The following is a 24,586-nucleotide window of genomic DNA, read 5'->3' as shown; positions in this document are numbered from 1 at the left end:
GCAATATCAGCGGAAGATGCGCTGCCAAAGACGCTTGAACCATCCGGGTCTCGCCGAGGAACGGTAGTCTTCCACGGCATGCTGGTCGGCCTCCAGTGCCCGCTCAGTCTCGCTGGGAGTGAGTTTCCGGTCCCAATCGACTTCTCCGCGGGTGATGAAGTAGTGGGAGTTGCAGGGCAGGGCGATGGCTCCCACGGAGGGTGCGAGGGAGATCTGCCCGTCGTAGGTGATCCGCCACCTTGCGGGGGAGAGCTTGGTGACGACCTCGTTCCCGCACCCGCAGGCGCAGGAATGCCCCGCGGTGGAGTACTTCGCCGAAATATAGAGAATTCCCGGTTCCATGGGAGTTGGGAACGAGTCGACGAAGGCGGCGCTGTAGTGCCGCGGGCCGGTCATGCGGGGCCGCCGTTTCGGATTTCGTTGAGGTAGAGCTTGTACATGACCTCCGGGGCCGGCGAGTACGAGGCATAGTAGCCCAGGTACCGTTTCCAGGTGATCACGGCCATGAGCGCGTTCAGGGCATTAAGGTCCGCGACCTGGATGTTGCTGCTGTAGTCATCCTCACCTGGAGGCGCGGCAGGCTCGGTTGGGGGGATCATCCCGTTGCCGGGCATGTAGGCCGTGGTTTTCAGCAGCCCGGTCAGACCGGCTTCTTCCTGGCTGAGCCCAAGCCCTACGTCGATGAACGGCACGCCCCGCTCCTGGAGCCAAGCCATGATCTGCGGGCGTTCCTGGGCGTCGGCGGCGGCGAGGAACACGAAGGTCGCATCTTCGATGAGGTGAAGGTTGTCGGCCCGCAGGCTGTGTGGGTGGGCTGTGATCCCGGTGTGCATGCGGGAGTATTCGGCGGCGAAGTACTGGGCCTTGTTCGGCCCAGCCTGCAGTGTTTCCAACGCGGCTGCTCCCGGGGCGCGGAATGCGTTGTGGTTTTCGAACTCGTCGCCGTCGACCAGGATGATGCGGTCAACCCAGGTCTTCGCTACTTGGTCGAGGATGTAGCTGCCGGTCCCGCCGACCCCGACAATGGCGATGGTGTGTCCCCGGAAGACGCTGTTCAGTGCCGTCAACCCGGCCCGGGTGGTGTTGGTGTCCCGGTACACGAACGGAAGACCGTCTTCAACGGCCTGGAACGCTGCCCCCGGGGTTGCGTTCACGGTCGGGTCCAGCTGCTGCGCGGCGCTGCTGAGGATGCGGGCGTAGCTGCGGACCTTCTCGTAAAGCCCGGGGTGGTGTCCGCTTGGTGGCTTGAAGGAGAGCATCCAGGGCACCGTCCCGATCCCGACTATGTCGCGGGGAGGGATGGATGCGCCGAGCGGTGTTCCGTGTTCGTCGCGTGGTTCTTCCCCGGCGAACAAGATGGTGTGGTCCCCGATGACGTCGATGATCGATCCGGCGCTGTCGTTGACCGGAAGGACCAGCCGCCCGTCCGTACGCACCTCGCCGTCCGGGGCGATGTAGGGGACACGGCGCACACTCAGGTGCCCGTGGCCGAGGGTCAGGTCATACCCCTCAGCGAGGAGTCGGTCTACGGGGCTTTCAGGAGCGGACTGCGGGTTCGGCATCGAAAACCATTCCTTCCTTGACGTTCACGCTCTCGCCCTGGCGGAGCGAATGGTCCGGGCCGTGGCCGCGGCTGTACTCGACGCTCGTTGCCGCCGGATCGTAGTTTTGGCCCGGGAACGCAAGTCCCAGAACCTGCTCGAAGGTGATCTTCTTCTCGTTCCAGACGAAGGGGCGCGTGTTGATGACGATCGTGGCCGTGAATTCGTGGCCCTTCGCGGGTGCTGCTGTTGTTGTCTGATCAGTCATGACTGGTCATCCTTTTCCGTTTTATGGGCTCGCCTGTCTTGGTTGACGGGTCTCGCTCGGACTTCCGTGTTTCAGAAGTAAAACACTGCTTCAACTATAAGATGGTTCGCGTCGAACTTCAAACGGCGCTTCGAAAGTGCAACACTGTAGGTGAACCTCGAAAGGAGGATGCATATGACAAAGGCGAAGATTGATGTCCGCGGGCTGCATGCCGCCTTGGATGCAGAACGGCAGGCGCGTGGCTTGTCCTGGCGGTCGCTTGCCAAGGAGATCGGCGTCAGCCCCTCGTTGTTGTCCCGGATCGGCAATGACCTGCGCCCGGATGCGGATGGTTTCGCCACGCTCGTGCGCTGGTTGAACATGCCGGCTGAGAAGTTCATGGTCGATACCGACACTGACCGTTCCGCTCAGCGGGAACCGGACCTGATGACGGAGTTGGCGCCCCTGCTGCGGGCGCGGCAGGACCTCGACGCTCCCACCATCGCCTACATCGAAGAAGTCGTCCGGGCCGCGGTGCGGCATGCCCAGGCCCCGCGCGAGGGGACTGCGTGAGCGCCAAGTACGGTTTCAACAAAGCCGCGTGCAAGCGCCTTGCCGCTGAACTGCGCACGGAAATCGGTTTGGACCCCCTGGAGCCCCTCGACCCGTGGCAGCTTGCCGACCTGTACGGGATCCGGGTGATGTCCCTGAGTGCGCTGCCGATCGATGACAAGGTCCGGGAGTACTTCACTGTCGACCGTCAGGACGTGTTCTCCGGTGCGCTGGTTCCCCTCGGCAGCGGGGCTGTCATCATTGAAAATGACTCACACCCCGAGGCGCGCCGCCGCTCGACCATGAGCCACGAACTCGCCCATGTCGTCGGTGAACATACCTTCGGCACGAGCCTGGTCAACGAACGGGGGTGCCGGGTCGCGGACCCGACCCAGGAAGGCGAAGCGGCAGAAATCGCCGGAGAACTCCTCGTTCCTTTCGAAGCTGCCAAGCTCCTTGCCCGCAAAGGCCAGACCAACGAGGAAGTCGCCCTCCGGTTCGGGGTCAGCGTGGACATGGCACGGTGGCGGATGGATTCAACCGGGGCCCGCATCATCGCCAAGCGACGCACCGGGGCATACCGGGGTAAAGCCCGCAGTTGACCGGCCACCACATTGGGGGCACCCGGGCAAAAGCGCCGGGGAGGAAACCCAGTCGCACGGCCAGACAGGCGCCGTCCCCAGGTCTGACGCGCGGGCAGCCTCGACAAGATGGACGTCACGACGGTGCCCGCCTCTTCAACCGAACAAGCAGACACACCAGCGGCACACCCGCGTCGGATCCTGTATATGATCACTACGAGTGAGCCCTTGGCCCATGCAACGCCAAGGCACAGTAGCGCCGACCGCGGGGAGCGGGGGTGTAGTCCCGATAGTCGCATGACTGAAGGTTATTTTTGGGGGCAGTTGAAATGATGTTCGGGGAAGGGTTGTTCGCCAACGGCCGGCCTGAGTACGAAAAGGAACTCGGAGCGGGCATCACTGAGGCAAAAGTGCTGATCACGGTCAAGGCCGCTCCACAGCCCTCGGCTAACCACGGTGACACTGTTTGCGTGGCGGGTCTCAGACTTGCGGAAGGTGGCCCGGAATGGATTCGTCTTTACCCGATCCCCTTCCGCTATCTCGAGGCCGACGCGAAATTCAAGAAGTACGACATCGTGAAACTAAAGATCACACCAGCGTCCAAAGATCGACGACCCGAGAGCTACACCCCGATCCTTGACTCTTTGACCATCGACTCCCACCTTGAGCCGTGGAAGCCACGGCACCCACACGTTGATCCGCTCATCGGTGCGTTTAACACCTGCGAACTCAACGCCCGCGCCTTGAACGGATCGGCCGGCCCATCCCTGGCGGCAGTAGTGCCCGCGGATATCGACAAGCTGGAATTACGACTTTTCGACGGGTGGACCTCGGAACAACAAGCCAAGATGGAAGCGCATCTGCACCAAGACACACTCTTTGGACCCAAGACGGACAAATCGATCCTGTCCCCGCCGCGATTTGAAGGTCATTTTCGCTACCGCTGCACTGGCAGGATTTGCAAAGGACACCGGCAAGGTCTGCTGGATTGGGAGTTCACTGAACTTCAGCGGCGGCACGCGGGGGACACCGATGAAGCCGCCAAAGCGGCAATCCAAAAGAGATTCCTTGATCAACTGTGCGCTACGGCCCGCGGTCCCGTGTTTTTCCTGGGCAACCAGCTGAAAAGACCCCAGGCGTTCGGTGTCTTGGGTGTTTACGCAGCAGGGGCCCGTTAGCTGCCGACCAGAGCAGCCAGGCGTTCTTTAACACGGGCGAGAACGTATTTGCGGTGGCAGCACAGCTCGCTGGCCTCAAAGCACAGCACGGCCACACGCTGCCCCGCGGCAAGGTCTGTGAGCTCAATAATCTTTTCGGCAGCTACTTCACTGTCAAGCAGAGACTCGAAACGCTCGCCCGCAACCTTTGCGGCTGCAGTGCCCGGAGCCCAAAAACCTTCACGGTTGTCCTTGGGATTCCCTAACGCCGGCATGTGGCTGTAGCCGACACCGGCCTCGGCCAGAGCTTCGGTCAGGGCCCTCTTTGAGAAGCCTTTTTTCCTTGAGATCGGGTTCAACCGAACGTCAACGACCGTCCCGATTTTCCAGGCAGTCAGTTCCTCAAGGAACGACGCAATGTCCTTCCCTTCGTAACCAACACCGATGACGCCGCTCGTTTCAGTCCACATGGTTTCATTCTTGCACGGGCGCAAAATCGGCCGACGTCGCACCGCTTTGCCGCAGCCTCTACCCGTGCGGTCAATCCCATGTCTGGCCGCACCAGCAGCGGCCCTCCTGGTGCTCCTGGATGACAAGGACACGTTCCTCTCCGAGCAGGATGATGTCTTCGTAGCTGAGCATGCCCCCAGTGCAGCATCAGCGGGCCGGCTGCCGGTAGGGGCGTCTTGGTCTATGCGGAAACCGCAAGTAACGGCATCCGATTGCTCTGCCCGTGAGCCTGCTGTGACCACCATCGAAATCCGAGCGGCGGCGAACCAAGAACGAGCCTCCAGTTCCGGGAACCTACGCGGATGCACCACCAACTCTTTCCTTCACCCTCGAGGGCGAGTTTGGCCGGCGTGTGCTGTCGGAACTCGACAGTTAGTGAACATGTGGTGATCGCAGTGGGATGGGGCTGTTTGTGCTGATTTAGCAGGGATCCCTTCTTCTCGATTATGAGGGAAAAACATACCCCTCACATAGACCCCCGGGGGTATGCCCTTAACCATGTATATGAGAAGGGGTAAGCCGCTAAGCCATCTCACGGCGGTCTCTAGCGAAAAGTTTGGGGATGGGTGTCGCAGCCCGGCCGCGCCGCATGCCTACGCAAAACGGCTGTTGGCGCAGCGTTGGCGGGAACATGCCGCCCGCACTCCATCACCTTAGGGTCCGGTCATCGCATAGCTCGTCCGGCGGGTTGCTGTCTCTCGGTGCGTGTGCGTCCGTATTTGGTGATGCCGCGGGGTTTGTACACCGACAGCACGGCGGCCACTGCCAGGACGAGGACCGCGGCGCCGGCGTCTGCGATGAGCTGGGTGCGCATTCCGGTCATGTTGGTGGGGGACAGGTCCGAGGTGGATGCTATTCCTGCCATGTGGCTTACGGGCTGCAGGTGGAGGAGCAGCAGGGCCGTGGCCAGGGCGGTGATGATGAGCTTGATCAGGACCCAGTAGTGGCGGAACAGTCCCCACACGGTACCCAGGGCCTGGACGATGCCGGAGATCAGGGATGCCAGGCTCAGCGGGAAGATGAGGGACCAGCCGATGAGGTCCATGGCCATATATGCGCCCCGAACCATCACCGGTTCTGTGCTGGTCAGCCCGGCGATGGCCAGGACGAGGAAGGACACGACCGCACCAAGCCAGCCAACTGAACTCACCACATGGATGGTGAGGGCAAGTTTCCGCAGGCCCGGGGGCATCAGCTTCATGGTGTGTGGCTTCCCATTCCTCCGCCGGTGAGATGGAGGACGGCGAACGCCACGACCAGGATAACCGCCGTGATTAGGAAGGCCTTGACCCAACGGGGCGTGCGCGGTTCAGGGCTGCCGCCCGGTCGGTAGCCGGGTCGATCCTTCTCATTCGGCCGTTCAGTGGATTCAGTCATCATTGTCCTTCTCTCCGTCATGCAGGACTTTGCAATACAGTATGTATTGCTGCTGTCAAAGTGTCCACCTTAACGTCGGGTTGTATGATTTCTCCATGCCGAAGCTCTGGAACGAGACGATCGAGACGCACCGCAGCGCGGTGCGGACCGCCATCTTGGACACCACGGCTGCTTTGGTGGGGGAGCAGGGGCTGGCTTCGGTAACGATGTCGCAGATCGCGCAGTCAGCCGGGATCGGGCGGGCTACTCTGTACAAGTATTTTCCCGATGTTGACGCCATTCTCGACGCCTGGCACGAGCGCCAGGTCCAGGCACACCTGAAACAACTGGCCCAGGTCCGGCACAGCGCCGACGGCCCTGAGCGGCAGCTCGAAGCCGTTCTCCAGACCTACGCCATGATTTCCTACTCGCGCCATGGCGGGGCAGAGGCGGCGCGGCTGCACCAGGGCCAACATGTGAGCCACGCTCAGCAGCACCTCAACGACTTCCTCGCTGACCTGCTGCGCGAGGGCGCAGAGGTGGGGGTCTTCCGTGACGATGTCGCTCCCGACGAGCTCGCCGGGTACTGCCTGCACGCCTTGGAGGCGGCAGCCGGGCTGACGTCCCGCGAAGCCGCCCACCGGCTTGTTAGAGTCACGATGAGCGGACTGCGGCCACCGGCGGGAACACCGCATCTCCGGCCGGAGGAGATCGGCTAGCAGATAGATCAGCCAGCCGGCAGCGGGCGGCGGCCCGGTGTCTCACCCCACCGCAGCCAGGAGTGCGGCGCAGGCGTCTTCGCAGCGGCGGCAGACCTCGGCGCAGATCCTGCAGTGTTCGTGCATGCCGGCGTGCTGCTCGCACTCTTCGGCGCAGGCGGCCCGGCAGGCTTCAAGCAACGCACTCGTAATGGCTGTATTGGTGGCGGTTTGGCGGGTCAGGATGTTGCCGGTAGCGGCGCAAATGTCGGAGCAGTCCAGCTCCATGCGGATACAGGCCGCAAGGTCGGCGACCATCTTTTCGCCCAGGCAGGCGTCAGCGCACGCCGTGCAGGCCTGCGCACATTCAAAGCAGGCTCCGATGCACTAGGCCAGCTTGTCCTGATCAAGAGTGCCGACCCCCTTAGGGTGGGCACCGAGCATCGCACTGATGTGATGAGTCATGATGCAGCTCCTGTCACTGCGGCCGGGCCATTGCCGGCCGTCACGCCCCACCCTAGACCCGCCGCGGTCACGCCGTCAGCCTCTCTCGCTGGCACCACCAGGCGACAGGCGTACTAGCGAAGGATCAACTTGGCCAGCACGACGAAGAGTCCAGGCAGGAAGAGCACCAGGCGAAGGAACGATCCGACTGCTTCGGCGGCCCTGACCTGCTCCGGCTCGGCCGGCACCGCGGTCTCGTACAGTGCTGCTGCGATCCGAAGCTGGTAGCTCAGGACCTCCTGGCGGAAGATGAACCACACGACGGCGAGGACCATCATGACAAAGCCGAGTTCAACGGTGATGCCGGACCCCGCGGAGGGCGAGGTGCCGATTCCGTAGACCACGGCGACATCAAGACCGGCCGCGGCCACGGCCACACAGCCTGCAAGTCCCCAGCGGTGGCGCACACCTTTAGCGGCAGCCTGGTTCTGCCGGATCGCTTCGGAGGGCTGCCGACCCGCCGCGGTCCGGCTGCCGCCTCTGGCCAGGCCAACCCCGAGTGCGATAGCGACAGCAACGATGGCTACACCTATCAGGAGCAGGAACGGGTCATGCATGGTCGGGTCCTCCTATCCCGGAAGCCCTGGATGCATGGGCAATGGACGCGCTGGGGAGCGCAGCCCCGGATTTTCGCCGTGAGTGCCATTCCTGGGAGACGCGGTTCGGGAGTATGAGGATGGCCACGGAAACGTTCCACGGCGGAGATTCAGGCATGGGGCGAAGCAGACCTGCGGGGCGTCGGTGTGCCAGATGGTCAGATGGGTGTGAGGAAGGTTCCGGAGAGGTTCTGAAGCCGGTAGATCCATTGCACCCAGACGCCGGTGTCCATGAGGACTCCAAGGATGATGAGCATGGAGGCACCGGCGATGTTGACTGTGCGGATGTGCCGGCGGACGAAGTCCAGTGCGGACCCGACCCAGCCTAGGCCCAGGGCCGCGAGGGTGAATGGGATGCCCAGCCCCAGGCAGTAGGCGAAGGCCAGAAGCGCCCCTCGTTCGGCGCTGCCGGTGGTGACGCTGAGGGACAGGACAGCGCTCAGGGTCGGGCCCATGCACGGTGTCCAGCCGAGGCCGAAAACGATGCCCAGCAGCGGAGCTCCGGCCAGGCCCGTCCGGCGGCCGAGGGTGATTTTCCGGGTCTGCTGCAGCCAGGGGATCATGCCGAGCAACGCCAGGCCCATGAGGATTACCACGACGCCGAGGCCGCGCATCAGGGTGTCCTGCCAGCGCAGCAGCCAGGAGCCGATGGCCCCGAACGCCGCCCCGTAGAGGGTGAACACTGCAGCGAATCCCAGCACGAAGAGTCCGACACCGGGCGAGCACGCGGCTGCGGTTCAGGGGCTGCGTCGGATCGGTCAGCCCGGAAACGAATCCGAGGTAGCCCGGTACCAGCGGCAGGATGCAGGGGGAGAGGAACGACACCAGACCCGCTGTCATGGCCAGGGGGATGGCGATGAGCAACGCGCCGGAGGTCACCGTGGAGGCGAAGTATTCTCCGATGTTCACTGGTTCAGGACTCCGGGGAGGGCCGGAAGGTCGTGCCGCCGTCGGTGGAGACGACGATCCCTTCCTGGGTGGCCGCCCAGATCTGTGATTGGCCGTTGGCGCTCTTGACTGCCGCTATCGCCAGGACTTCCTTATCGATCCGGCCCTTCTTCGTCCAGGTCACGCCGGCGTCGGCCGAGTAGTGGACGGTTCCGTCGGGTTCGGCTCCCGCCACTTCCGCCGCGGTAGCGAAGGCGGCGAACTGGATGACCGGCCCTGACTCCACCGCCGCCCACGTGGTGCCGCCGTTGGTGGAGCGCTGGATTCCTTCCTGGGTGGTGGCCAGAACGGTGTCACTGCCAGGGTGCCCTGCCAGGACTGCCGGGGCGAACCCTGCTGACACGGTTTTCCAGGTCTTGCCGTCAGGGCTGGTGCGCAGCGTTCCGTCGAATGCCACGATCCCGGACTTGGTGGTGGTCATGGCGTGGAAGTCTGATTCGCCTTGCCGGGAAAGCTGTTCCCAGGTCTTTCCCCCGTCGACGGTCTTGAGGAGACCGAGGGGGTTGGGCAGGTTGGATCCGGCTCCCGGGTGGCCCGAGGCATAGAAGATGCCGGAATCCTTGCCGGCGGTGAAGCCCATCAGGTCGTTGGTGCCGCCGATCTTGCTGGCGGGCTGTTTGCTCACATCGAACAATCCGTCGTGCGTGGCCAGCAGGACCTGGCTGGTGTCACCGCTGACGGTCAGCCCATGGACGTGGCTGCTGGGAAGGCCGCTGCCGGCCTGCCCGGTTGATGATGCGCCGGCTGCCTGCCCAGTGGAGGGCGTGCAGGCGGCAAGGGCCAGGACGAGCGCGGCGGCTCCGGCCAGCACGGCTGAGGACCGTGACATGGTTTTGGATGAGATAGGCATGAAAACTCCGAGTGTTGGGGGACGAAAAGGGAGAGTGCAGGGCCGGGCACCGGCCTTGCCGCACGTGGGCGGCGGGCCGGCACCCGAAGGTGATGGTTACAGGGTGGCCAGCAGCTTTTGCATTTCCTGGATTTCTGCTTCCTGCGCGGCGACAATGTCCTTGCTGAGCTGGACCGCGTCGGCGTTCTTGCCGGCCGTGTTTTCGGTCTTGGCCATCATGATCGCACCTTCATGGTGGGCGGTCATCTGCTTCAGGAAGAGCCGGGCCGCATCGCTACCCTGGGCGGCGTCGAGCTTCTGCATGTCCGCGTCGCTCATCATGCCGGTCATGCTGTGGCTGGAGGGCATCGTGGCGGTCTCGTTCCAGCTCTTGAGCCAGCCGGTCATTGTCTCGATTTCGGGGCCTTGGGCTGCCTTGATCTTGGTGGCCAGCGCGGTGACGGACGCCGGGATGTCTTTCTTCTTGAGCATCGTGTCGCTCATTTCCACGGCCTGGGTGTGGTGCGGGATCATCGTCTGCGCGAACGTGACGTCCGCGGTGTTGTGGTCCGCGGCGGCTGCCGTTGCGCTGCCGGGGATGCTGCTGGCTGTCGCGCTGGAGCTGCCGTGGTCCATGCCGGGCGTGGAGGTGCCGGAGGGTCCGGCTCCGGATCCGGAGGCGCAGCCGGCCAAGGCGATGGCCGCGGCGATGCCGGTGACGGAAAGGGTCAGAAACTTCTTAGTCATGAGATCAGGTCCTTCATACATCAGCTGGCGCGCAAGGGCGCCTGAGGAATACGTGCATCAGTGATGCACCCGACGGTCCGCTTGGGACTGTCAGGGTAAAGGGGGCATGCGCCGGGAGGGTGGCGGCGCGGGGCCTCTTTTACGTCCTGCTGATGGACAGCTCACAAGGCGAAGGGCTGCCGGGAAGATAGGACCACTGGCCGGTGACGGCACCTGCTGCGGTGTTGTTGCTGTTGCCCAGCACGTTGGTGCCTGGCGGCGGCGCGGCCATGGACGCGGTTTTCGCCGAGGGAGTGCAGGCAGTCGTCATGGCCTGCATGCTGGTGCAGTCACCCGACTCTGAACACTGCTCAACGGCGACCCCGGCCATGTTCTGCCCTGCAGAGGCATGGTCAGGGACCGTGCCGGATTCCGCCGGGTGTCCGGTGTGGTCAGGGGATGCTTCCGTGGTGTGCGCGTCGGCGGCTGGCGTGGCTGAGGCCGGGGAGTGCATGGCGTGGGTGCCGGTGAGGACGTGCATGCCGAAGATTCCAGCGATGATGGCCAGCACCGCGGCGACCAGACCCGCACGGCGAAGGAACCCCGGCGCCTGGCGGTGAGCTGTTGCGGTCATGACGTTCCTCCTTTCGATGCGGCTCTGGTGTCGCTTCTAGGCTACCGGCCACGGGGCGATGCGGTGCTCCCCTGGCCGGTAGCGCCTCTTGGGTCAACGAACCTCGGATGGGTTCAGTTTCACCCGTCGCAGCAGCTGCGCATTGAGCGCGACCACGATGGTGGAGACAGACATCAGGACCGCGCCGGCGGCGCGGGAGAGCACGACGCCTGCGAAGGCGAGCACCCCGGCGGCCAGGGGCACGGACAGGACGTTGTAGCCGGTGGCCCAGATGAGGTTCTGCCACATCTTCCGGTAGCTGGCCCGCGACAGGTCCACCATGGACAGCACCGCCCGAGGATCATTTCCCGCCAGGACCACTCCGGCTGATTCCATGGCCCGTCGGTCCCGGCGCCGATCGCGATGCCGACCTCTGCTCTGGCCAGCGCCGGGGAGTCATTGACCCCGTCGCCCACCATGGCGACCTTCATCCCCCGCCTCTACCGCAGCACTGCCGCTTTCGCCGCCCGGAGATGGGTGGCCCTGCTCTTTCTCTGCTGCCTCACAGTGAAGGGGCCCCAAGTCGCCCCATCACCAGTGCCCGCACGGAAGGGTCTGGCCTCTTATTAGGTTTCTTCCAGCGCGCCGCTGACGAGGGCTGAGGGTGTTCCTCGGCACGGCCGAGCATGCGAATCCGAGCCAGCACCGATGAAACACCTCCATCCTCCCTGTCCTGCTTTAGGGAACACATGCTTCCGTCCCGTTATGCAAATGTGACAAAGTGCCGGGTTTTCGAGTACGGTCGAACGCGTGCCGGTTTCTCCGAATGCGGCACTCCTGAGCAGATTGCCTAGCTCTGCCGCTGCCCGGGATCCGTTCGCAAAATTCGTCCGGCAGAGACGGGGAACCCAAGAGTGGCCTGCTTCGGGCAGGCCTTGGGGTGAAGCCGCGCTTCCGGCCTTGCGCTGGAACTGCGGCCGGGTGTCTCCCATCCGAATCCGACAGCTAACCTCGCAGGCAGTGGGAGAGGCCCTTTCATGTCCATTCGCCGTACTCACGGCCGCCACCGCGCGGTTCCCGTCCAGACCAGCGCCCTTGCGGTCCTGTCCAAATCCGTCGCTGACAACGCCGGCGGTGTGGGCCGACAGGCGGCCGTCATTGCCGCAGCTTCCGGACTCGTCCTGACCAGCGGCGTTGCTGCGCAGGCAGCTGAGGCCCCGGCCCAGCGCGACGCGGAGCCGACCTCGTACCTGGAGGTCACCAGCCAGGTACAGGCTCCGCTCAGCGCAGATGCCACGGTCCAGATTTCCTTCGAACGTCCTGCCGTGGAGACCACGCCCGCCCCTGTTGTAGAAGCACCCAAACCCGTCGCCGTTGCGAAGGCTGCTGCGCCGGCCAAGGCTCAGATCACCGTCACGCCCGCTGCGGCCGCGCCGGTGGCCGCCCCGGCAGCAGGCGGAGTCAACGCGACGATGGTTTCCGCCGCCTACGCCCAGATCGGCATGATCCAGGACTGCACACGACTGGTGGAAAACGCCCTTAACGCTGCCGGGATCCCCGTCGGAGACCTCGGCCCCATGCAGTTCATGAATTACGGGACCGTCGTGAGTGACCCGCAGCCCGGTGACATGGTCATGCAGCCCGGACACGTCGGCATCTATGTCGGCGACGGCCAGGTCCTCAGCTCCGGTTTGAACGGCAAGAACGAAACGGCTGTCCACCCGCTGACCTGGATGACTTCCAAAGGCTCAGTAACTTTCGTCCGGGCCGGGGCCTAACACCCAACTGAAGGCTGGCGTTTCGTTGCCTTGGGGGCAGCGAAACGCCGACCTTCAGTGTGCCACCCGGTCGATGAGCAGCCCCCACTCCTGCCCGCCCGGCCGGTCGGATCGTTGCATGTTCGATCCAGCGGATGCTGTAACGTCAGGGAAGGTAAAACAGCTGCCACCCCTTACTCAGGCACCACGGCAGTCCTGCGTCCGGCAGTCCCACTTTTCAAAGGAATTTCATGGATACGAACACGCCAGCTCAGGCGTCCAACGCTGGGCCCCTGCCAGGCGGGGACCAGGGCAAAACGGCCGGCATGCCCTTGGGCGCCCGGCGACTGGTGCTCATTGGCGGGCTGTGTATCCCGGTCGGGCTTGTCGCAGGGCCATACCTGTTCGGTATCCAGCTGATCGCTGTCGCCGGTGTCGTGGCGGTCAGTGTTGCCTTGTCTTACGGGATCGGGCCTGCATGGTTCACGCGGTGGCCACGGCTGACAGCCGCGGCCGGCGAGGCCTGGATGGCGGCCACGATCGGCTACTGGCTGACCGTCATGGCCGCTGCTGACGCCTCGGCCCCGGCCCCGGAAATGTCCTCAGTACTGTTCTACACCGGCGTTGCTGCCGTTGTGGTGATGGCGGCAGCAGTTCTGGCCGGTACCGTCGGACGCTTCAGGTCCCGCAGACTTCCCGCCGGAGCAGCCGCTTAACGTCCCGACCGCCTTAAACGACCGGTCCGCAGGGCCCCGGGAGGTGTGCTCATCCCCGGGGCCCTGCGGCCGCAGAAAGCCCGGTGCTCTGGTTCAGGCGCCGCTGTCGCCTGTCCGCTCCCGGCGGCGGGACAGATAAATAAGGCCGCCGATGACCGCCAGGACGATGGCGGCGATGCCGACCGTGAGGAGGGCGTTGCTGTCATCGGGCGGCGGTACGCGGTCCGGCACGGTGTTCGCCGGGGCGCTGGCCGTCGCTGTCGCTGTCGCTGTTGCTGTTGCTGTTGCTGTTGCCGTTGCCGTTGCCGTTGCTGATGCCGGCCCGGTTGCCGCGCCCACAGCCGGGTCCTCGACGGTGAAGGCGAAGGTTCCCTCGATCGGGTGGCCGTCGGAGGAAACGGTGCGCCACAGGACCTTGTAGGGTCCGTTGCTTCCCGGTGTGACGTTGGTTGATATGGTCGGTCCCGCGACCGTGACCTCACCGTTGCTGAGCGTTTTTCCGGTTGAGTCTGTCACCGTGATGATACTCAGGTTCAGGCTTTTCGAATCCGTGGGTGGTTCCGAGAGCGTCAGAGTCACAATCTCCGGGGCCGCGGCCACGGTGGTGTCGCGTTCAGGGGATGTTGACTGGAGGGCATCGTGGGCCTGCGCCGGCCCGGCCCCCAGCGCGGTGAACAGCAGGGCACCGGCGAGGGCAAGCACTGCCTTGGAGCGTCCACGATTCAGATCATTCATGAAATTGGTTCTGCAATTCTGGTTGTATCCGGACACTTGACGCCGTACTTTTGCGGCGCGGTGGCCCCCTTAGCAGGCGGGGGCTTGGAGGTTGCAGAACCTGTGCGGGGGTCCCCGGACACCGACCTGCCCGGGAACCGCAGCCCTGGCCGGGACCGTCCGTGGCTGTGCGGGCAGGACCCGGAAACGCGGCGGAATGGTCCCGGTTTCAGAGATCCCGTGCAGCGGCTTCAACCAGGCCGCCAGCGCCCAGAGGGCAGCCTCGCCCCGGGCCAGAAAGATCGCCGTCAGCAGTGTCGCCGCCAGGTGCAGGAGCGTCATTGTTGAACCGGCATCGGCCGCCAGATGCTCGTAGGGCGACGGGGTCTGGGCCGACACCGAACTGGCCGCCGTGGTGGCGAACCCATGGTGGGGCTGGCCGGTAGGACCGGACGTCCCGGCGTCTGCGAGCCGTGAGAAGGCCAGGTGCAGGGCGAGCTGGGAGGCGCCGAGGTAGCCGACCAGGCGCGGGGCGCTCATTTTCCGCCCCGCGAGAAGAACCGTGGAGAGGCCAACAACCGCGGCCACCGCCGTCAGGATCGGCAGTGCCGGGAGCTGCCCGCCGGCGGCGACGTGAGCGCCGCCGGCCAGGGTTAGCACGGTCAGCGCCACGGCACCGGCCCGCGGCAACCGCAGAGGTGCACGGTGCAGGATCATCATGGCTGCCTCCTTCCAGCCCAAATTACCGTTCTACATCATGTAGAACGGTAGCGGTTCTGAACCTTGCTGTGTGAGCTATTTGACGGCGTCGGCCAGTTTCTGCCGGAATTCGGCTTCGGTGTTGAGGGTGAGCTTTTCGCCGTTCAGGAAAAAGGTTGGAGTACCGGAAACGCCAAGAGCTTTCCCGTCGGCAATATCTTTGCGGATCCGTTCCTTGGTCTCTTCAGCAGCCATGGCCGCGTCGTATTTTTCCATGTCCAGTCCAAGCTCTTCGGCGAAGGTCCTGAACAGGGCGTTCTGGAAGTCCTGCTTCTCGCCCCACTGCGGCTGGGTTTCAAACATCTTGGCGTACATCTGTTCGTACTTTCCCTGCTGCGCTGCTGCTTCGACGGCGAGGGCGGCCTGGCCGGAGTTCTTGTGCGATGGCAGGGGGAAGTACCGGTTCACGAAGGTGACCTGGTCACCGAATTCCTTCTTCAGTTCCTCCACCAGCGGCACGGCGGCGCGGCAGGCTTCACATTCGAAGTCCAGGAATTCCACCAGTTGCGCTTTCTCTGTCGCCGGTGAGGTAACGCGGTGGCTGTCCTCGCGCACGAGCTGGGCGTCCGGTGCGGCCTGGGGCTCCACAGGGGCGGGTTTGGCAGCCGTAAAAACGGCGAACCAGATGATGCCTGCGCCCACGATGATGGCCAGCAGGATCCAAATGACCCGGCGGGCTTTTTTGGCGGGGTCCATCGGGGAGTGCTCTGGTCGTGAAGGGGCGGTCTTGGTCGGTGGTGTCATCAGTGATGCATGCTTTCCTGGTCGCGGTGGGCGGCTGGTTCGATCTGGAAGGTGGAGTGTTCAATGCTGACGTCAAAGTGCTCGGCCACGCATCGTTGCAGGTCCGCCAGGATTTCTGTGGCGTGTCCGTCGGTCATGCAGCCGTCTTCGACGGTGACGTGGGCTGAGAGGACCGGTATTCCTGAGGCGACGAGGGATGCGTGCAGGTCATGGACGTCAATGACGTGGGGCAGCTCCAGGATGTGTTCGCGGACCTTGGCCATGTCCAGGCCCTGGGGTGCGTTTTCCATGAGCACATTGACGGTGTCGCGGAGCAGCTTGAGTGTGCGGGGAATGATCAGTACACCGATGAGCAGGGACACGACGGCGTCGGCCTGGACCCAGCCGGTGACGGCGATGATGATGGCCGCTGCGATGACGGCAACGGATCCCAGGGCGTCGTTGAGCACTTCCAGGAATGCGGCCTTCATGTTGAAGTTGTGGTTCCGGCCGGAGGCGAGGACCACCAGGCCGACGGCGTTGCCGGCCAGGCCGATGATGCCGAACCACAGCATCGTGGATCCGGCGATTTCGGGAGGCTCGAAGAGCCGTCGGATTCCTTCGACGATGACGAAGCCGCCGACGCCGAGCAGAAGGGCCGCCTGCCCTGCGGCGGCGATGATTTCGGCACGCTTGTAGCCCCAGGTGCGTTTGAGCGTGGCGGGCTTCAGGGCAAGGGAGGCGGCGATGAGGGCGATCAGCAGACCGGTCGAGTCGGTGAACATGTGGCCCGCGTCGGCCAGGAGCGCCAAGCTGCCGGTGAGGACCGATCCGATGATTTCCGCGATCATCACGGCGAAGGTGATGGAAAATACGATGAGCAGTTTGCCGCGCTGGCGGGTTCCGGCGGCGCCGTGGTCGTGATCATGTCCGCTCATGGGCGTACTTCCAGGGGGTGAAGGTCAGTGGGGGCAAGGGCCTGCTTGTCCTGGGCGCAGTCGGGTTCGGCGCAGCTGCAGATCGGATCGACGGTCAGGATGGTGCCCAGCAAGTCACCCAGGGCGTGCGCCAGCCTGGGGTCCGAGAGTTCGTAGCGGACCCGGCGGCCGGCAGGTTCGGCGGCGACCAGGCCGCAATCGCGCAGGCAGGCCAGATGGTTGGACAGGATCTGGCGGCTGACGCCGATCCCCTCGGCCAGATCGGACGGGAATGCGGGACCGTTTTTCAGTTCCAGCAGGATCGCCGCCCGGGTCGGGTCGGCCAGGGCTTTGCCGAACCGGGCCAGGACATCGATGGTGGAGAGTATGCGCATACCCGAAATGATACAGACGTTTGTGGATTCAGAATATTCTGAATCAAGATCGGCTGACGAACGACGTTCCCGGCAACCGGCAATCGGCGCTGTCCTATTTGCCGGGGTCATGGCCCCGGCCCGTTGTACTGCTGCGTTCATTGAGCCGGGCGAGCATGGCGTTGTAGGCGGTCAGGTCGGCGTCGTTGGTGCGTGCCGCGGCCCGGTCGGTGCGGCGCATCTCGCGGGCGTCGGAGCGTGACCACATGATGGCCACGCCGATGGCGATCAGCAGGGTGGGGATTTCGCCGATGCCCCAGGTGATGGCACCGGCCATCTGCTGGTCCTCCAGGGCAGGCAGTCCCCAGTCCCGTCCCAGCCCGGTGAACCAGTCCGGCTGCAGGAGGGTGGTCGAGCCCATGAGCGTCACGCCAAAGAAGGCGTGGAAGGCCATGGTCGCCAACAGCAGCAGGAGCCGCAGCGGGTAGGGGGCGCGGAGGGGCACCGGGTCTGTGCCGATCATCGAGAGGATGAACAGGTAACCGGTGATGAGGAAGTGGGCGGTCATCAGCTCGTGTCCGGCGTGTTCGCGCAGAGCAAATCCGAAGGCGTCCGAGTAGTAGAACAGCACTATGGAACCGGCAAAGTTGGCGGCAACGAACAAAGGATGCGTCAGGACCGCAGCGGCCCGGGAATGGACCAGGACCATCACCCACTCACGGGGTCCGCGGGAACCGTCCCGCCGGGGCCCAAGCGTGCGCAGCGCAAGCGTTACCGGGGCGCCCAGGACCAGGAAGATGGGCACGATCATGGTCAGGGCCATGTGGTCGAGCATGTGGGCGCTGAAAAGGACCCGGCCGTAGACCGAGGGGCCGCCGGAGGTGAAGAACACCAGTGCGGCCAGGCCAATGAACCACAGTACGGTCCGGATCCACGGCCAGCTGTCTCCGCGCCACCGTAGGCGCCGGGCACCCATGAGGTAGAAGACGGCGGCGGTTATGGCCAGGGCGATCCACAGCCAGTCCGGCCGCCACACCGTAAACCACCGTTCCGGCGTCAGTTCCGGCGGAAGGACATATCCGGTGAGGATTTCGGCCGGGGTGAGGGCGGCGCGGATTTCCTCCCCGCCCGGGGGAGGGGTGCGGCTCAACGCCGCGGCCAGGCCGCTGGCGGCGCCCATGATCAGCAGTTCGGCAACGATGAACCGCCACAGCACCGGGCCCGCACTCCCGCTCGGGGCTTTCTGCTCCAGCGCCGGGATCAGTCGTGCACGGTGCAGGTAGCCGATGATGCCCAGGACGATGACGGCTGCGGTCTTGGCCAGTACCAAGACCCCGTACGGGGAAGTCAGCCCTTCGGGCAGCGGCATCCGGATCGAGGCGTTGATGATGCCGGAGGCGGAGACCAGAATGAAAGCGAACAGGGCCAGGGACGAGAACCGGCGCAGGACAGCGGCTGTGTCCTTGCCCAGTGCTGTTCCGGCGACGGTGAGGGCGATCAGTCCGCCGAACCAGAGGCACACCCCGACCAGGTGCAGGCCCAGGGAGTTGGTGGCCTGCTCGTGGTCGTTGCCGCTGGAGGCGTGGCCGATCAGGATCAGGGGCAGCACCCCTGCCATGGCCAGCAGCGCAGTAGCCGCCAGGGGCGCCGGGGACCGGACACTGAAGAGCAGAGTCGATACCATTGCTGCGATCATGACCACCGCCAGCCACGCATTGCCGGTGGGCAGTTCGCTGATGTAGGCGGCGAGGCCGGCGGAGAACTCGGGGCTGCCCGAGACGGGCAGACCGGCGATGTCCGCGAAGCCCAGCACCAGCACGGCGACGGCTGACAAGGTCCAGAGGACGCTGGCGGCGGCGGCCAGCATCATGATCCGGGTAAAGGCCGGATGTTCGGCCGCCGCCCGGGATGCCCGAACGTCACCGCCGTGGTCCCGGGAACCCCGTCCCGGAGCCTTCAGCAGGGGCGGGACGATGAACGTGGCAAAGACAAGGGCCCCGATCGTTGCAGCCATCGCGAGATTATGTCCGGTCTGCGCGACACCGTATCCCCACCGGACCAGCGCCCCCGGATCCCGGGCCTCAGCCGGAAGAGTTCCCCGGCCAAAGGCTGTCGCAACCAAAAGCACCGCCAGGGCGATTGCACAAGCGACAACCAGCCATACCGGCCTGGGCGAAACAGCCGGCCTCTCCTGTGAAGTGGAGGCTTTGAGGGCCACAATAAGTCCTAACCTGGTCCTGACCCCGTCCCGAAAGGGCAGGAAATGGAGCGCGAAACTGAGGGCAGCGCGCGACACCAGATTATCTGTAGAGTTGTTCACACGTTAATCGCCCGCTCCCAGACGGGCGTACCCGCGCCTGCCAGCACTCCGTACGGTTTGCCAGGGAACTATGGGGAAACGCGAAGCGTTAGCACGTAAAGGTAGCCTAGATGGATGACGCAGATTCCACCCCGAGCCCCCGCCGGGCCGGAGTGTTTTGTCCGGCTTGTCGATGCAGACAAAGTGGAGGCTGTCAGATCCAAGATGCCCGGGGACTCGGACGTGGCGGACCTGGCCGTGATCTTCGGGTTGCTCTCGGACCCTGGCCGGGTCAGGATCCTCATCGCTCTCCTCGAAGGAGAAATGTGCGTGTGCGACCTGGCAGCAACGACCGGTTTGAGCGAGTCCGGGGTCTCCCATGCCCTGCGCCTGCTGCGCGGGCCGCGGGTCGTGTCGGTGCGCCGTTCGGGAAGGATGGCCTACTACTCACTGGCCGACTCCCACGTCCGGATGCTTCTCGATCTCGGCCTGACACACGTCGGCCACACCGGTCAGGACCGGCTGCGGATGGTCGGAAGTGCTCACGCACCCTGACAGGTGCAGTCCGGTCCCGGCAGGGCGATACCCGGTGCAGCGATGTCTGTGCCTGACATGACCGGTCCGGTCTGGCTTCCGTCGCTGCCCCCGTCGCTGGCTGAATACCTGGCGCCTAACCTGCAGCCTGTTCCGCTAATCCCTGCCCTGATGCTCCTGGCCGCAGTGCTCTACCTGGCGGGGGCGATCAGACTGTGGCGGCAGGGCCGGCGCTGGTCCGTGGTGCGGACCTGTTCCTTCCTGCTGGGCTGCCTGGCCCTCATCGTGGTCATGGGCGCCGGCATTGAAGGGTACGGGCTGCGGATGTTCTCCATCTTCATGTTCCAGCAGCTGACCCTGATGATGGCCGTTCCGCCACTGCTGGTCATCGGATCCCCCGGGACACTGCTGCTGCGGGCAACACCGCACGGCAGGATGGGCCGCCCCGTCCTCCGGACAGCACTCTGGGGGCTGCGTTCACGATGGGGACGCCTGGCAATTCACCCCGCCTTCATGATCCCGCTGTTCCTGCTCAGCTTTTACGGGGTGTACTTCTCCGGGCTGGCGGACCTGCTGCTGCCGACCTGGTACGGCCACGTCGGCCTGGAACTGCTGTTTTTGATCTCCGGGATCCTGTTCACGGTGCCGCTGATTTCCGCTGATCCGCTGCCGAGCCGCCAGACCCACTTCGGACGGATGATCGACATCTTCGCGGAGATGCCGCTGCACGCCTTCTTCGGGGTGGTACTCATGATGGCCACCGCACCCATGGTGAAATTCTTCGCCACACCGCCTCCAGGCTGGAACATCAACCCGATAACGGACCAGGGCATAGCCGGCGGACTGGCCTGGTCCTACGGCGAACTGCCGGGAGTGCTCCTGCTGATGTTCATCCTGGTCCGATGGCAACGCGAAGAAACCAAATCCAATGCCAGTATCGACCGGGCCGAACTGACCGCAGGGACCCCCGAACTCGACGCCTACAACGACTACCTGCAGGAGTTGGCGGACAGGCCCGAACCGCGGCGCTGGCCCGAGTAGTCCGGGAACGATTTGACCCTCGTGAGAGTTGTACGGGTTGTAGAAAACACCATCTCCGTTGTTATCGAATTGTGACATATGTGGTGGTCGTGTAATGTTGATTCAGGCTTTTCTGTATTAAGCCTTGGCTCCGGACGCTCAGCCCCGCCGGCGGCGCCATACTACGAACTCACACGGCGGGGGCGGAGGACCCATTAACGGCAGCGTGCTGCCTTGGGGTTAAGACACACAGCGGTACGGGTCCACGCGGGCCGGCGCCGGAACTGTGTCCGGGCTTTTTTCCTTGGTCCGAACCCGACAGCTAACTTCGCAGGCGACCCGAAAGGATCAGCTGTGCCCCCCTCCCGCCACGGCCGCCGCCGCGCCCTTCCCCATGACCGCTCCCGCCGCCGCGCCGCCGCCCGACCTCAGGCTCCGTCCCCGCGCCCGGCCTGGCTGCCCGGGGCTTCGGCTTTTGCCGCTGTTGTCATGCTGGCCGCCGGCATACCCGCCGCGCATGCCGGACTTATTGCCGCCGCAGGTACCGTCGCCGCCGCCCAGCCGGCTGCTGTCGAGGCCGCTGCCCCGGCCATAGCAGCACAGGCACAGGCAGTCATCACCTATCCACGGACTGAAGTCGGGACCCGGCCCGCCGACCGGCCGGCGCCGGCAGCGCCTGCAGGATCCGCTGCCGGGACCCCCGCCGCAGCGGCGGCACCGCCAATGGCCGTACCTGTTGATTCCAGCCTGGGCGCGCCGCTGGCCAGCATGTCCATCTCCTCTCCGTTCGGATTCCGTACCAGCCCGATCACGGGAGGTTCGGGTGAGCTTCATACCGGGCTGGACCTGGTCGCCTCCTGCCAGACCGCAGTGTTCACCGCCGGCTCCGGGACCGTCGTGGAAGCTGGATGGTCCCAGAACGGTGGCGGGAACCGCATCGTGGTTGACCATGGCAATGGCATGAAAAGCACGTACAACCATCTGTCTTCGATAGAGGTTTCGGTCGGTGCGGTGGTGGCCAAGGGCCAGCGGCTCGGCGGGGCCGGAACGACCGGAAACTCCACCGGATGTCACCTGCACTTCGAAATTGTCCGAAACGGCGTAACTGTCGATCCGCAGGGCTGGCTCCGGTCGTGAACCTCACTGAGCCGCGTGAACAGCTCACGGCACCATCGCCGCTGCCCAGGAAGCGGCTCTGGGCTGTTTTCGTCACAGTCGTGGCCCTCACCGCACTGGGTTTCTTTGCCCTGGGCCGGCTTTCGACAGCGCCCGCACTCGTCCAGGACTCGGGCGCGGATGCGGGATTTTCCCGGGACATGCAGACCCATCACGCGCAGGCAGTGGAGATGGCCCTGTTGATCCGGGACAAGTCCGACGACCCCGAGGTCCGGGCGGTCGCCTACGACATTGCCACCGCCCAGCAGCATCAGAATGGCCAGATGTTCGCTTGGCTGCAGGACTGGGGCCTGTCCCAGGCCGGGTCAGCACCGCCGATGGCGTGGATGAGGGCCGGCGGTACTCATGACGGGTCCGGAGCCTCGCACGGGAGCCAAGGAGACGGCGCCGAAGGTGTCATGGAAGGGATGGCCACCCCGGAACAGATGCAGGCGCTTCGCGAATCCTCAGGTGCGGAGGCTGACTGGTTGTTCACGGACTTGATGATCCGCCATCATCAAGGTGGCGTCGCCATGGCCTCCGCCGGTACCCGCTTAGCGGAAACCTCAAAGGTCCGGGACTTCGCCGCCCGTATCGTAGAAGCCCAGACAGCTGAAATTACTGCCCTTGAAGAGCTCCGCGGCCGACTTTGACCGCACCTAAGAAAGCGAGACCGCCCATGTCTGGTAAACCGAAAGCCCACGAGGACCGTAAAGCGCTCCTGGCTGCGGTGCAGGCCAAACAGCGCGCGGCCGACAGGCGGCGGGCCTGGCTGATCTACGGCACGGGTGCGGCCGTGGTCCTCGCAATCGTCGCGGCGGTGAGCTTCGTCGTTGTCGGGGAGGTCCAGCAGCGCGACCGGCTTAATGCCGCGGCGGCCCGGCCCATCGACGGGGAGCAGGACTATCCCGACCAGTCCAGGAACCACACCAGCGAGCCCGTCAGTTATCCGCGGACTCCGGCCACGGGCGGGGACCATGCCCCGGTCTGGACGAACTGCGGGGTCTACACCACGCCCGTGGAACAAACGCGGGCAGTGCATTCTCTGGAACACGGGGCGGTCTGGCTCACCTACCGTCCCGACCTGGGCGCCGACCAGCTCGCCGAGCTGACGGCCTTGGCTGGCAAGCAGGACTATCTCCTGCTCAGCCCGGTAGCCGAACAAGCCAAACCCGTGGTGGCAACAGCCTGGGGCAAACAGCTCGCCGTGGACAGCGGCAGCGATGAACGTCTGGCCCCGTTCATCAAGAAGTACCGTCAAGGGCCGCAGTCCCCCGAACCGGGGGCCGTCTGTTCCGGCGGCATGCAGGGCTGACGCGATGCCAAGCAAGGACAGGGCACCCCGTGCCTACGGGTTCCTGCTGTCCTGGCGATGGCTGGGCATTCTGGGCATGGCCGCGCTGTTTGCCGCGGCCTGCGTGGGGCTGGGTAATTGGCAGATGGACCGGAGGAACCAGGCGGTGGCCGAAATCCGCCGCGTCCAGCAGAACTACGACAAGGCGCCCGTGCCTTACGAAGAGGCCAGCCGCTACTTCGAGGCCCCGGACCCGGACGTGAAATGGACGACGGTTTCTGTCAGGGGTCACTATCTTGCCGAGGACCAACGCATCGTCCGGAACCGGCCCAATCACTCTGCGGCCGGGTACGAGGTTGTGGTGCCGTTCCGCGTGGTCTCCGGGGAAACAATCATTATCAACCGGGGCTGGCTTCCTATCGGGAACAACCGGCCCGGCTACCCGGATACCGTTCCTGCGCCGCCGCGCGGAACCATCGCTGCAGTCGTGCGGATCAAACCCTCAGAAGCTGACTTTGACCGCAGCGCTCCGGAGGGGCAACTGGCCAGCATTGACCTGGCCTCCTACGCGCGCCAGCTGGAGTATCCGGTCAAGACCGGCAGCTATGGGCTCATGGCCTCCGAAACGCCCCCGCCTGAACTCGCACCTCAGGAGCTCGCCCCACCAAAGGTGCAGGAAGGGTCCAACCTTTCCTACGCGTTGCAGTGGATTACCTTCGGGGTCCTGGCCTTTGTCGGGTTCGGCTACATGGCCCGGCAGCAGGCCCGCATCGACCGGGAGGAGCGTGAAATCCAGGAACCTTCCGGGCCCGGACAGCGCACCGGCCCACCAGGCAAACCGCGTCGCCAGGGCTCCGATGACGAGGAAGATGCTCTTCTGGACGCCATGGGCCTCTGACCCGGCGTCAGACAACCTTGCTTTAGCCTCGTTTCGCGCCGGCGGCACCAGCGTCAGGCGGCCTGCAGGGTCAGCTGAAGCGCGGCGCACTCCACAAGGACGCCCTTCACAGCTGCGGACTGCCACGCGGCACGCATCCAATGCTGAACGCTCCGTTGGAGGATTCCCCGCCACCGGCCGAACTCTGGAGGGCCTGCCGGGTCGTGCGCTGATCTTTCCGGCGTTGCCTCCGCTTCCAGGCCCAGGCGGAGATGCACCACGGTGCCGGCGCCGCCGATCAGCCTCTCTGCTTCCTCCGCCGGGCCATGGCCAATGAAAGTGCCTTCGATGTGCAGCTCACGGCACTCGTCGGCGTTGACCTGGAGCCGATCCAATGCGGCAGTCAGATGCCCCTTGCCTTCACGCGGCGATGTCCGGAGCAGAGTTTCCACGCCCACCAGGGCCGTTCTCCGGCCTGGAATGGACAGGAGCGGAGCCCTCCTTGCGTGCCTCTAGCCTCGATTTTTCATGATGGTCGGTGATGGTCGCTGGTTCGTGCCGGTGTGTTGATCGGCGGGTGTTTTCTGTT

Annotated in this window: 28 protein-coding genes, 3 pseudogenes and 2 riboswitches; of the genes and pseudogenes, 12 read left to right on the top strand and 19 right to left on the bottom strand. The window is 64.7% G+C overall.

What is annotated here, in order from left to right; all coding sequences use genetic code 11:
* Window positions 1–6: 6 nt before the first annotated feature.
* From PV761_RS09905 to PV761_RS09895, 3 genes are read right to left on the bottom strand one after another with little or no spacing between them, the layout of a single operon-like run.
* The gene (locus PV761_RS09905; protein WP_347896307.1) at window positions 7–396 is read right to left on the bottom strand and encodes a DUF6527 family protein; all 390 of its coding nucleotides are present in this window, start codon (window positions 394–396) and stop codon (window positions 7–9) included.
* The gene (locus PV761_RS09900) at window positions 393–1,562 is read right to left on the bottom strand and encodes a ThiF family adenylyltransferase (RefSeq protein ID WP_347896305.1); all 1,170 of its coding nucleotides are present in this window, start codon (window positions 1,560–1,562) and stop codon (window positions 393–395) included. Before PV761_RS09900 ends, PV761_RS09905 begins: the two co-directional genes overlap by 4 nt.
* Window positions 1,537–1,809 carry a multiubiquitin domain-containing protein gene (locus tag PV761_RS09895; RefSeq protein WP_347896303.1) on the bottom strand — a complete coding sequence of 91 codons (273 nt, stop codon included), beginning with the start codon at window positions 1,807–1,809 and terminating at the stop codon, window positions 1,537–1,539. The genes PV761_RS09900 and PV761_RS09895 overlap by 26 nt, the downstream gene beginning before the upstream one ends.
* 174 nt (window positions 1,810–1,983) lie before the next feature.
* Between PV761_RS09895 and PV761_RS09890 the strand changes: the two genes are divergently transcribed.
* The 3 genes from PV761_RS09890 (at window position 1,984) to PV761_RS09880 (ending at window position 4,099) form a co-directional block, all read left to right on the top strand.
* Entirely contained in the window at window positions 1,984–2,361 is a 378-nt protein-coding gene (locus PV761_RS09890) for a helix-turn-helix domain-containing protein (RefSeq protein WP_347896301.1), read from the top strand.
* On the top strand, window positions 2,358–2,942 hold the full coding sequence (locus tag PV761_RS09885; RefSeq protein WP_347896299.1) for an ImmA/IrrE family metallo-endopeptidase: 585 nt from the start codon (window positions 2,358–2,360) through the stop codon (window positions 2,940–2,942). The genes PV761_RS09890 and PV761_RS09885 overlap by 4 nt, the downstream gene beginning before the upstream one ends.
* Before the next feature lie 293 nt (window positions 2,943–3,235).
* On the top strand, window positions 3,236–4,099 hold the full coding sequence (locus PV761_RS09880; RefSeq protein ID WP_347896297.1) for a hypothetical protein: 864 nt from the start codon (window positions 3,236–3,238) through the stop codon (window positions 4,097–4,099).
* On the opposite strand, the gene PV761_RS09875 is transcribed toward PV761_RS09880, so the two are convergent.
* Window positions 4,096–4,548: a DUF488 domain-containing protein gene (locus tag PV761_RS09875; RefSeq protein WP_275779823.1), complete on the bottom strand. Its 453-nt coding sequence runs from the start codon at window positions 4,546–4,548 to the stop codon at window positions 4,096–4,098. The two genes, PV761_RS09880 and PV761_RS09875, sit on opposite strands and share 4 nt — an antisense overlap.
* Before the next feature lie 704 nt (window positions 4,549–5,252).
* Window positions 5,253–5,789 (bottom strand): DUF2269 domain-containing protein, encoded by a 537-nt coding sequence (locus PV761_RS09870; protein ID WP_347896295.1) that lies wholly within the window; start codon window positions 5,787–5,789, stop codon window positions 5,253–5,255.
* A gap of 271 nt (window positions 5,790–6,060) precedes the next feature.
* On the opposite strand from PV761_RS09870, the gene PV761_RS09865 reads away from it, so the two are divergent.
* Window positions 6,061–6,663, top strand: a complete 603-nt coding sequence (locus PV761_RS09865) for a TetR/AcrR family transcriptional regulator (protein ID WP_347896293.1) — start codon at window positions 6,061–6,063, stop codon at window positions 6,661–6,663.
* Window positions 6,664–6,705: 42 nt separating this feature from the next.
* On the opposite strand, the pseudogene PV761_RS09860 reads toward PV761_RS09865, so the two are convergent.
* The 7 genes and pseudogenes from PV761_RS09860 to PV761_RS09830 all read right to left on the bottom strand — a co-directional run.
* Window positions 6,706–7,107: pseudogene (locus PV761_RS09860) on the bottom strand (four-helix bundle copper-binding protein).
* Window positions 7,108–7,220: 113 nt separating this feature from the next.
* Entirely contained in the window at window positions 7,221–7,703 is a 483-nt protein-coding gene (locus PV761_RS09855) for a hypothetical protein (RefSeq protein WP_347896291.1), read from the bottom strand.
* Window positions 7,704–7,900: 197 nt separating this feature from the next.
* A pseudogene (locus PV761_RS09850) lies at window positions 7,901–8,651 on the bottom strand (cytochrome c biogenesis protein CcdA).
* Window positions 8,652–8,655: 4 nt separating this feature from the next.
* Complete coding sequence (locus PV761_RS09845) at window positions 8,656–9,540, bottom strand: F510_1955 family glycosylhydrolase (RefSeq protein ID WP_347896289.1); 885 nt, start codon at window positions 9,538–9,540, stop codon at window positions 8,656–8,658.
* A gap of 96 nt (window positions 9,541–9,636) precedes the next feature.
* Window positions 9,637–10,266: a DUF305 domain-containing protein gene (locus tag PV761_RS09840; RefSeq protein ID WP_347896287.1), complete on the bottom strand. Its 630-nt coding sequence runs from the start codon at window positions 10,264–10,266 to the stop codon at window positions 9,637–9,639.
* A gap of 139 nt (window positions 10,267–10,405) precedes the next feature.
* Complete coding sequence (locus PV761_RS09835; protein WP_347896285.1) at window positions 10,406–10,879, bottom strand: hypothetical protein; 474 nt, start codon at window positions 10,877–10,879, stop codon at window positions 10,406–10,408.
* 93 nt (window positions 10,880–10,972) lie between these two features.
* Window positions 10,973–11,355 (bottom strand): annotated as a pseudogene (locus PV761_RS09830) (HAD-IC family P-type ATPase); the annotation flags it as partial.
* A 371-nt stretch (window positions 11,356–11,726) separates the two neighbouring features.
* Window positions 11,727–11,892: riboswitch (cyclic di-AMP (ydaO/yuaA leader) on the top strand.
* Window positions 11,893–11,895: 3 nt separating this feature from the next.
* On the opposite strand from PV761_RS09830, the gene PV761_RS09825 reads away from it, so the two are divergent.
* Window positions 11,896–12,636 (top strand): NlpC/P60 family protein, encoded by a 741-nt coding sequence (locus PV761_RS09825; RefSeq protein WP_347896283.1) that lies wholly within the window; start codon window positions 11,896–11,898, stop codon window positions 12,634–12,636.
* 230 nt (window positions 12,637–12,866) lie between these two features.
* Window positions 12,867–13,331 carry a hypothetical protein gene (locus PV761_RS09820; protein WP_347896281.1) on the top strand — a complete coding sequence of 155 codons (465 nt, stop codon included), beginning with the start codon at window positions 12,867–12,869 and terminating at the stop codon, window positions 13,329–13,331.
* A gap of 93 nt (window positions 13,332–13,424) precedes the next feature.
* Here PV761_RS09820 and PV761_RS09815 read toward each other — a convergent pair whose 3' ends face one another.
* From PV761_RS09815 to PV761_RS09790, 6 genes are all read right to left on the bottom strand, one after another.
* Complete coding sequence (locus tag PV761_RS09815; RefSeq protein WP_347896279.1) at window positions 13,425–14,066, bottom strand: copper resistance CopC family protein; 642 nt, start codon at window positions 14,064–14,066, stop codon at window positions 13,425–13,427.
* 69 nt (window positions 14,067–14,135) lie between these two features.
* The gene (locus PV761_RS09810) at window positions 14,136–14,765 is read right to left on the bottom strand and encodes a hypothetical protein (protein ID WP_347896277.1); all 630 of its coding nucleotides are present in this window, start codon (window positions 14,763–14,765) and stop codon (window positions 14,136–14,138) included.
* Between the two features lie 75 nt (window positions 14,766–14,840).
* Window positions 14,841–15,548: a thioredoxin domain-containing protein gene (locus tag PV761_RS09805; RefSeq protein WP_347896275.1), complete on the bottom strand. Its 708-nt coding sequence runs from the start codon at window positions 15,546–15,548 to the stop codon at window positions 14,841–14,843.
* Window positions 15,548–16,465, bottom strand: coding sequence for a cation diffusion facilitator family transporter (locus tag PV761_RS09800; protein ID WP_347896273.1), 918 nt, complete (start codon window positions 16,463–16,465; stop codon window positions 15,548–15,550). The genes PV761_RS09805 and PV761_RS09800 overlap by 1 nt, the downstream gene beginning before the upstream one ends.
* Window positions 16,462–16,839, bottom strand: coding sequence for a metalloregulator ArsR/SmtB family transcription factor (locus PV761_RS09795; RefSeq protein ID WP_347896271.1), 378 nt, complete (start codon window positions 16,837–16,839; stop codon window positions 16,462–16,464). The genes PV761_RS09800 and PV761_RS09795 overlap by 4 nt, the downstream gene beginning before the upstream one ends.
* Window positions 16,840–16,933: 94 nt before the next feature.
* Window positions 16,934–18,832, bottom strand: coding sequence for a cytochrome c oxidase assembly protein (locus tag PV761_RS09790; protein WP_347896269.1), 1,899 nt, complete (start codon window positions 18,830–18,832; stop codon window positions 16,934–16,936).
* A gap of 420 nt (window positions 18,833–19,252) precedes the next feature.
* On the opposite strand from PV761_RS09790, the gene PV761_RS09785 reads away from it, so the two are divergent.
* The 6 genes from PV761_RS09785 to PV761_RS09760 all read left to right on the top strand — a co-directional run bounded on the left by PV761_RS09785 (window position 19,253) and on the right by PV761_RS09760 (window position 24,018).
* Window positions 19,253–19,672: a metalloregulator ArsR/SmtB family transcription factor gene (locus PV761_RS09785; protein WP_347896267.1), complete on the top strand. Its 420-nt coding sequence runs from the start codon at window positions 19,253–19,255 to the stop codon at window positions 19,670–19,672.
* Window positions 19,673–19,714: 42 nt separating this feature from the next.
* Window positions 19,715–20,692 carry a cytochrome c oxidase assembly protein gene (locus PV761_RS09780; RefSeq protein ID WP_347896265.1) on the top strand — a complete coding sequence of 326 codons (978 nt, stop codon included), beginning with the start codon at window positions 19,715–19,717 and terminating at the stop codon, window positions 20,690–20,692.
* A 144-nt stretch (window positions 20,693–20,836) separates the two neighbouring features.
* A riboswitch (cyclic di-AMP (ydaO/yuaA leader) is annotated at window positions 20,837–21,022 on the top strand.
* A 3-nt stretch (window positions 21,023–21,025) separates the two neighbouring features.
* On the top strand, window positions 21,026–21,808 hold the full coding sequence (locus tag PV761_RS09775) for a M23 family metallopeptidase (protein ID WP_347896263.1): 783 nt from the start codon (window positions 21,026–21,028) through the stop codon (window positions 21,806–21,808).
* A complete protein-coding gene (locus PV761_RS09770; protein ID WP_347896261.1) occupies window positions 21,805–22,479 on the top strand; it encodes a DUF305 domain-containing protein in 675 nt (224 codons plus the stop codon). The genes PV761_RS09775 and PV761_RS09770 overlap by 4 nt, the downstream gene beginning before the upstream one ends.
* A 26-nt stretch (window positions 22,480–22,505) precedes the next feature.
* Complete coding sequence (locus PV761_RS09765; protein WP_347896259.1) at window positions 22,506–23,141, top strand: DUF3105 domain-containing protein; 636 nt, start codon at window positions 22,506–22,508, stop codon at window positions 23,139–23,141.
* A gap of 4 nt (window positions 23,142–23,145) precedes the next feature.
* A complete protein-coding gene (locus PV761_RS09760; protein ID WP_347896257.1) occupies window positions 23,146–24,018 on the top strand; it encodes an SURF1 family protein in 873 nt (290 codons plus the stop codon).
* Between the two features lie 53 nt (window positions 24,019–24,071).
* Here the strand turns inward: PV761_RS09760 and PV761_RS09755 are convergent, their stop codons facing one another.
* Window positions 24,072–24,449 (bottom strand): hypothetical protein, encoded by a 378-nt coding sequence (locus PV761_RS09755; RefSeq protein WP_347896255.1) that lies wholly within the window; start codon window positions 24,447–24,449, stop codon window positions 24,072–24,074.
* Between the last annotated feature and the right edge of the window lie 137 nt (window positions 24,450–24,586).

The sequence above is a fragment of the Arthrobacter sp. CC3 genome, from assembly GCF_039907775.1.
Lineage (GTDB): Bacteria > Actinomycetota > Actinomycetes > Actinomycetales > Micrococcaceae > Arthrobacter.
This window is presented reverse-complemented; position numbering and strand designations above follow the sequence as displayed.

Bases quoted from the DNA above. Each gene is read 5' to 3' on its own strand.
- PV761_RS09905 (WP_347896307.1), bottom strand. From the start codon at position 396: ATGACCGGCCCGCGGCACTACAGCGCCGCCTTCGTCGACTCGTTCCCA.
- PV761_RS09900 (WP_347896305.1), bottom strand. From the start codon at position 1,562: ATGCCGAACCCGCAGTCCGCTCCTGAAAGCCCCGTAGACCGACTCCTC.
- PV761_RS09895 (WP_347896303.1), bottom strand. From the start codon at position 1,809: ATGACTGATCAGACAACAACAGCAGCACCCGCGAAGGGCCACGAATTC.
- PV761_RS09890 (WP_347896301.1), top strand. From the start codon at position 1,984: ATGACAAAGGCGAAGATTGATGTCCGCGGGCTGCATGCCGCCTTGGAT.
- PV761_RS09875 (WP_275779823.1), bottom strand. From the start codon at position 4,548: ATGTGGACTGAAACGAGCGGCGTCATCGGTGTTGGTTACGAAGGGAAG.
- PV761_RS09870 (WP_347896295.1), bottom strand. From the start codon at position 5,789: ATGAAGCTGATGCCCCCGGGCCTGCGGAAACTTGCCCTCACCATCCAT.
- PV761_RS09865 (WP_347896293.1), top strand. From the start codon at position 6,061: ATGCCGAAGCTCTGGAACGAGACGATCGAGACGCACCGCAGCGCGGTG.
- PV761_RS09855 (WP_347896291.1), bottom strand. From the start codon at position 7,703: ATGCATGACCCGTTCCTGCTCCTGATAGGTGTAGCCATCGTTGCTGTC.
- PV761_RS09845 (WP_347896289.1), bottom strand. From the start codon at position 9,540: ATGCCTATCTCATCCAAAACCATGTCACGGTCCTCAGCCGTGCTGGCC.
- PV761_RS09840 (WP_347896287.1), bottom strand. From the start codon at position 10,266: ATGACTAAGAAGTTTCTGACCCTTTCCGTCACCGGCATCGCCGCGGCC.
- PV761_RS09835 (WP_347896285.1), bottom strand. From the start codon at position 10,879: ATGACCGCAACAGCTCACCGCCAGGCGCCGGGGTTCCTTCGCCGTGCG.
- PV761_RS09825 (WP_347896283.1), top strand. From the start codon at position 11,896: ATGTCCATTCGCCGTACTCACGGCCGCCACCGCGCGGTTCCCGTCCAG.
- PV761_RS09820 (WP_347896281.1), top strand. From the start codon at position 12,867: ATGGATACGAACACGCCAGCTCAGGCGTCCAACGCTGGGCCCCTGCCA.
- PV761_RS09815 (WP_347896279.1), bottom strand. From the start codon at position 14,066: ATGAATGATCTGAATCGTGGACGCTCCAAGGCAGTGCTTGCCCTCGCC.
- PV761_RS09810 (WP_347896277.1), bottom strand. From the start codon at position 14,765: ATGATGATCCTGCACCGTGCACCTCTGCGGTTGCCGCGGGCCGGTGCC.
- PV761_RS09805 (WP_347896275.1), bottom strand. From the start codon at position 15,548: ATGACACCACCGACCAAGACCGCCCCTTCACGACCAGAGCACTCCCCG.
- PV761_RS09800 (WP_347896273.1), bottom strand. From the start codon at position 16,465: ATGAGCGGACATGATCACGACCACGGCGCCGCCGGAACCCGCCAGCGC.
- PV761_RS09795 (WP_347896271.1), bottom strand. From the start codon at position 16,839: ATGCGCATACTCTCCACCATCGATGTCCTGGCCCGGTTCGGCAAAGCC.
- PV761_RS09790 (WP_347896269.1), bottom strand. From the start codon at position 18,832: ATGGCTGCAACGATCGGGGCCCTTGTCTTTGCCACGTTCATCGTCCCG.
- PV761_RS09785 (WP_347896267.1), top strand. From the start codon at position 19,253: ATGACGCAGATTCCACCCCGAGCCCCCGCCGGGCCGGAGTGTTTTGTC.
- PV761_RS09780 (WP_347896265.1), top strand. From the start codon at position 19,715: ATGTCTGTGCCTGACATGACCGGTCCGGTCTGGCTTCCGTCGCTGCCC.
- PV761_RS09765 (WP_347896259.1), top strand. From the start codon at position 22,506: ATGTCTGGTAAACCGAAAGCCCACGAGGACCGTAAAGCGCTCCTGGCT.
- PV761_RS09760 (WP_347896257.1), top strand. From the start codon at position 23,146: ATGCCAAGCAAGGACAGGGCACCCCGTGCCTACGGGTTCCTGCTGTCC.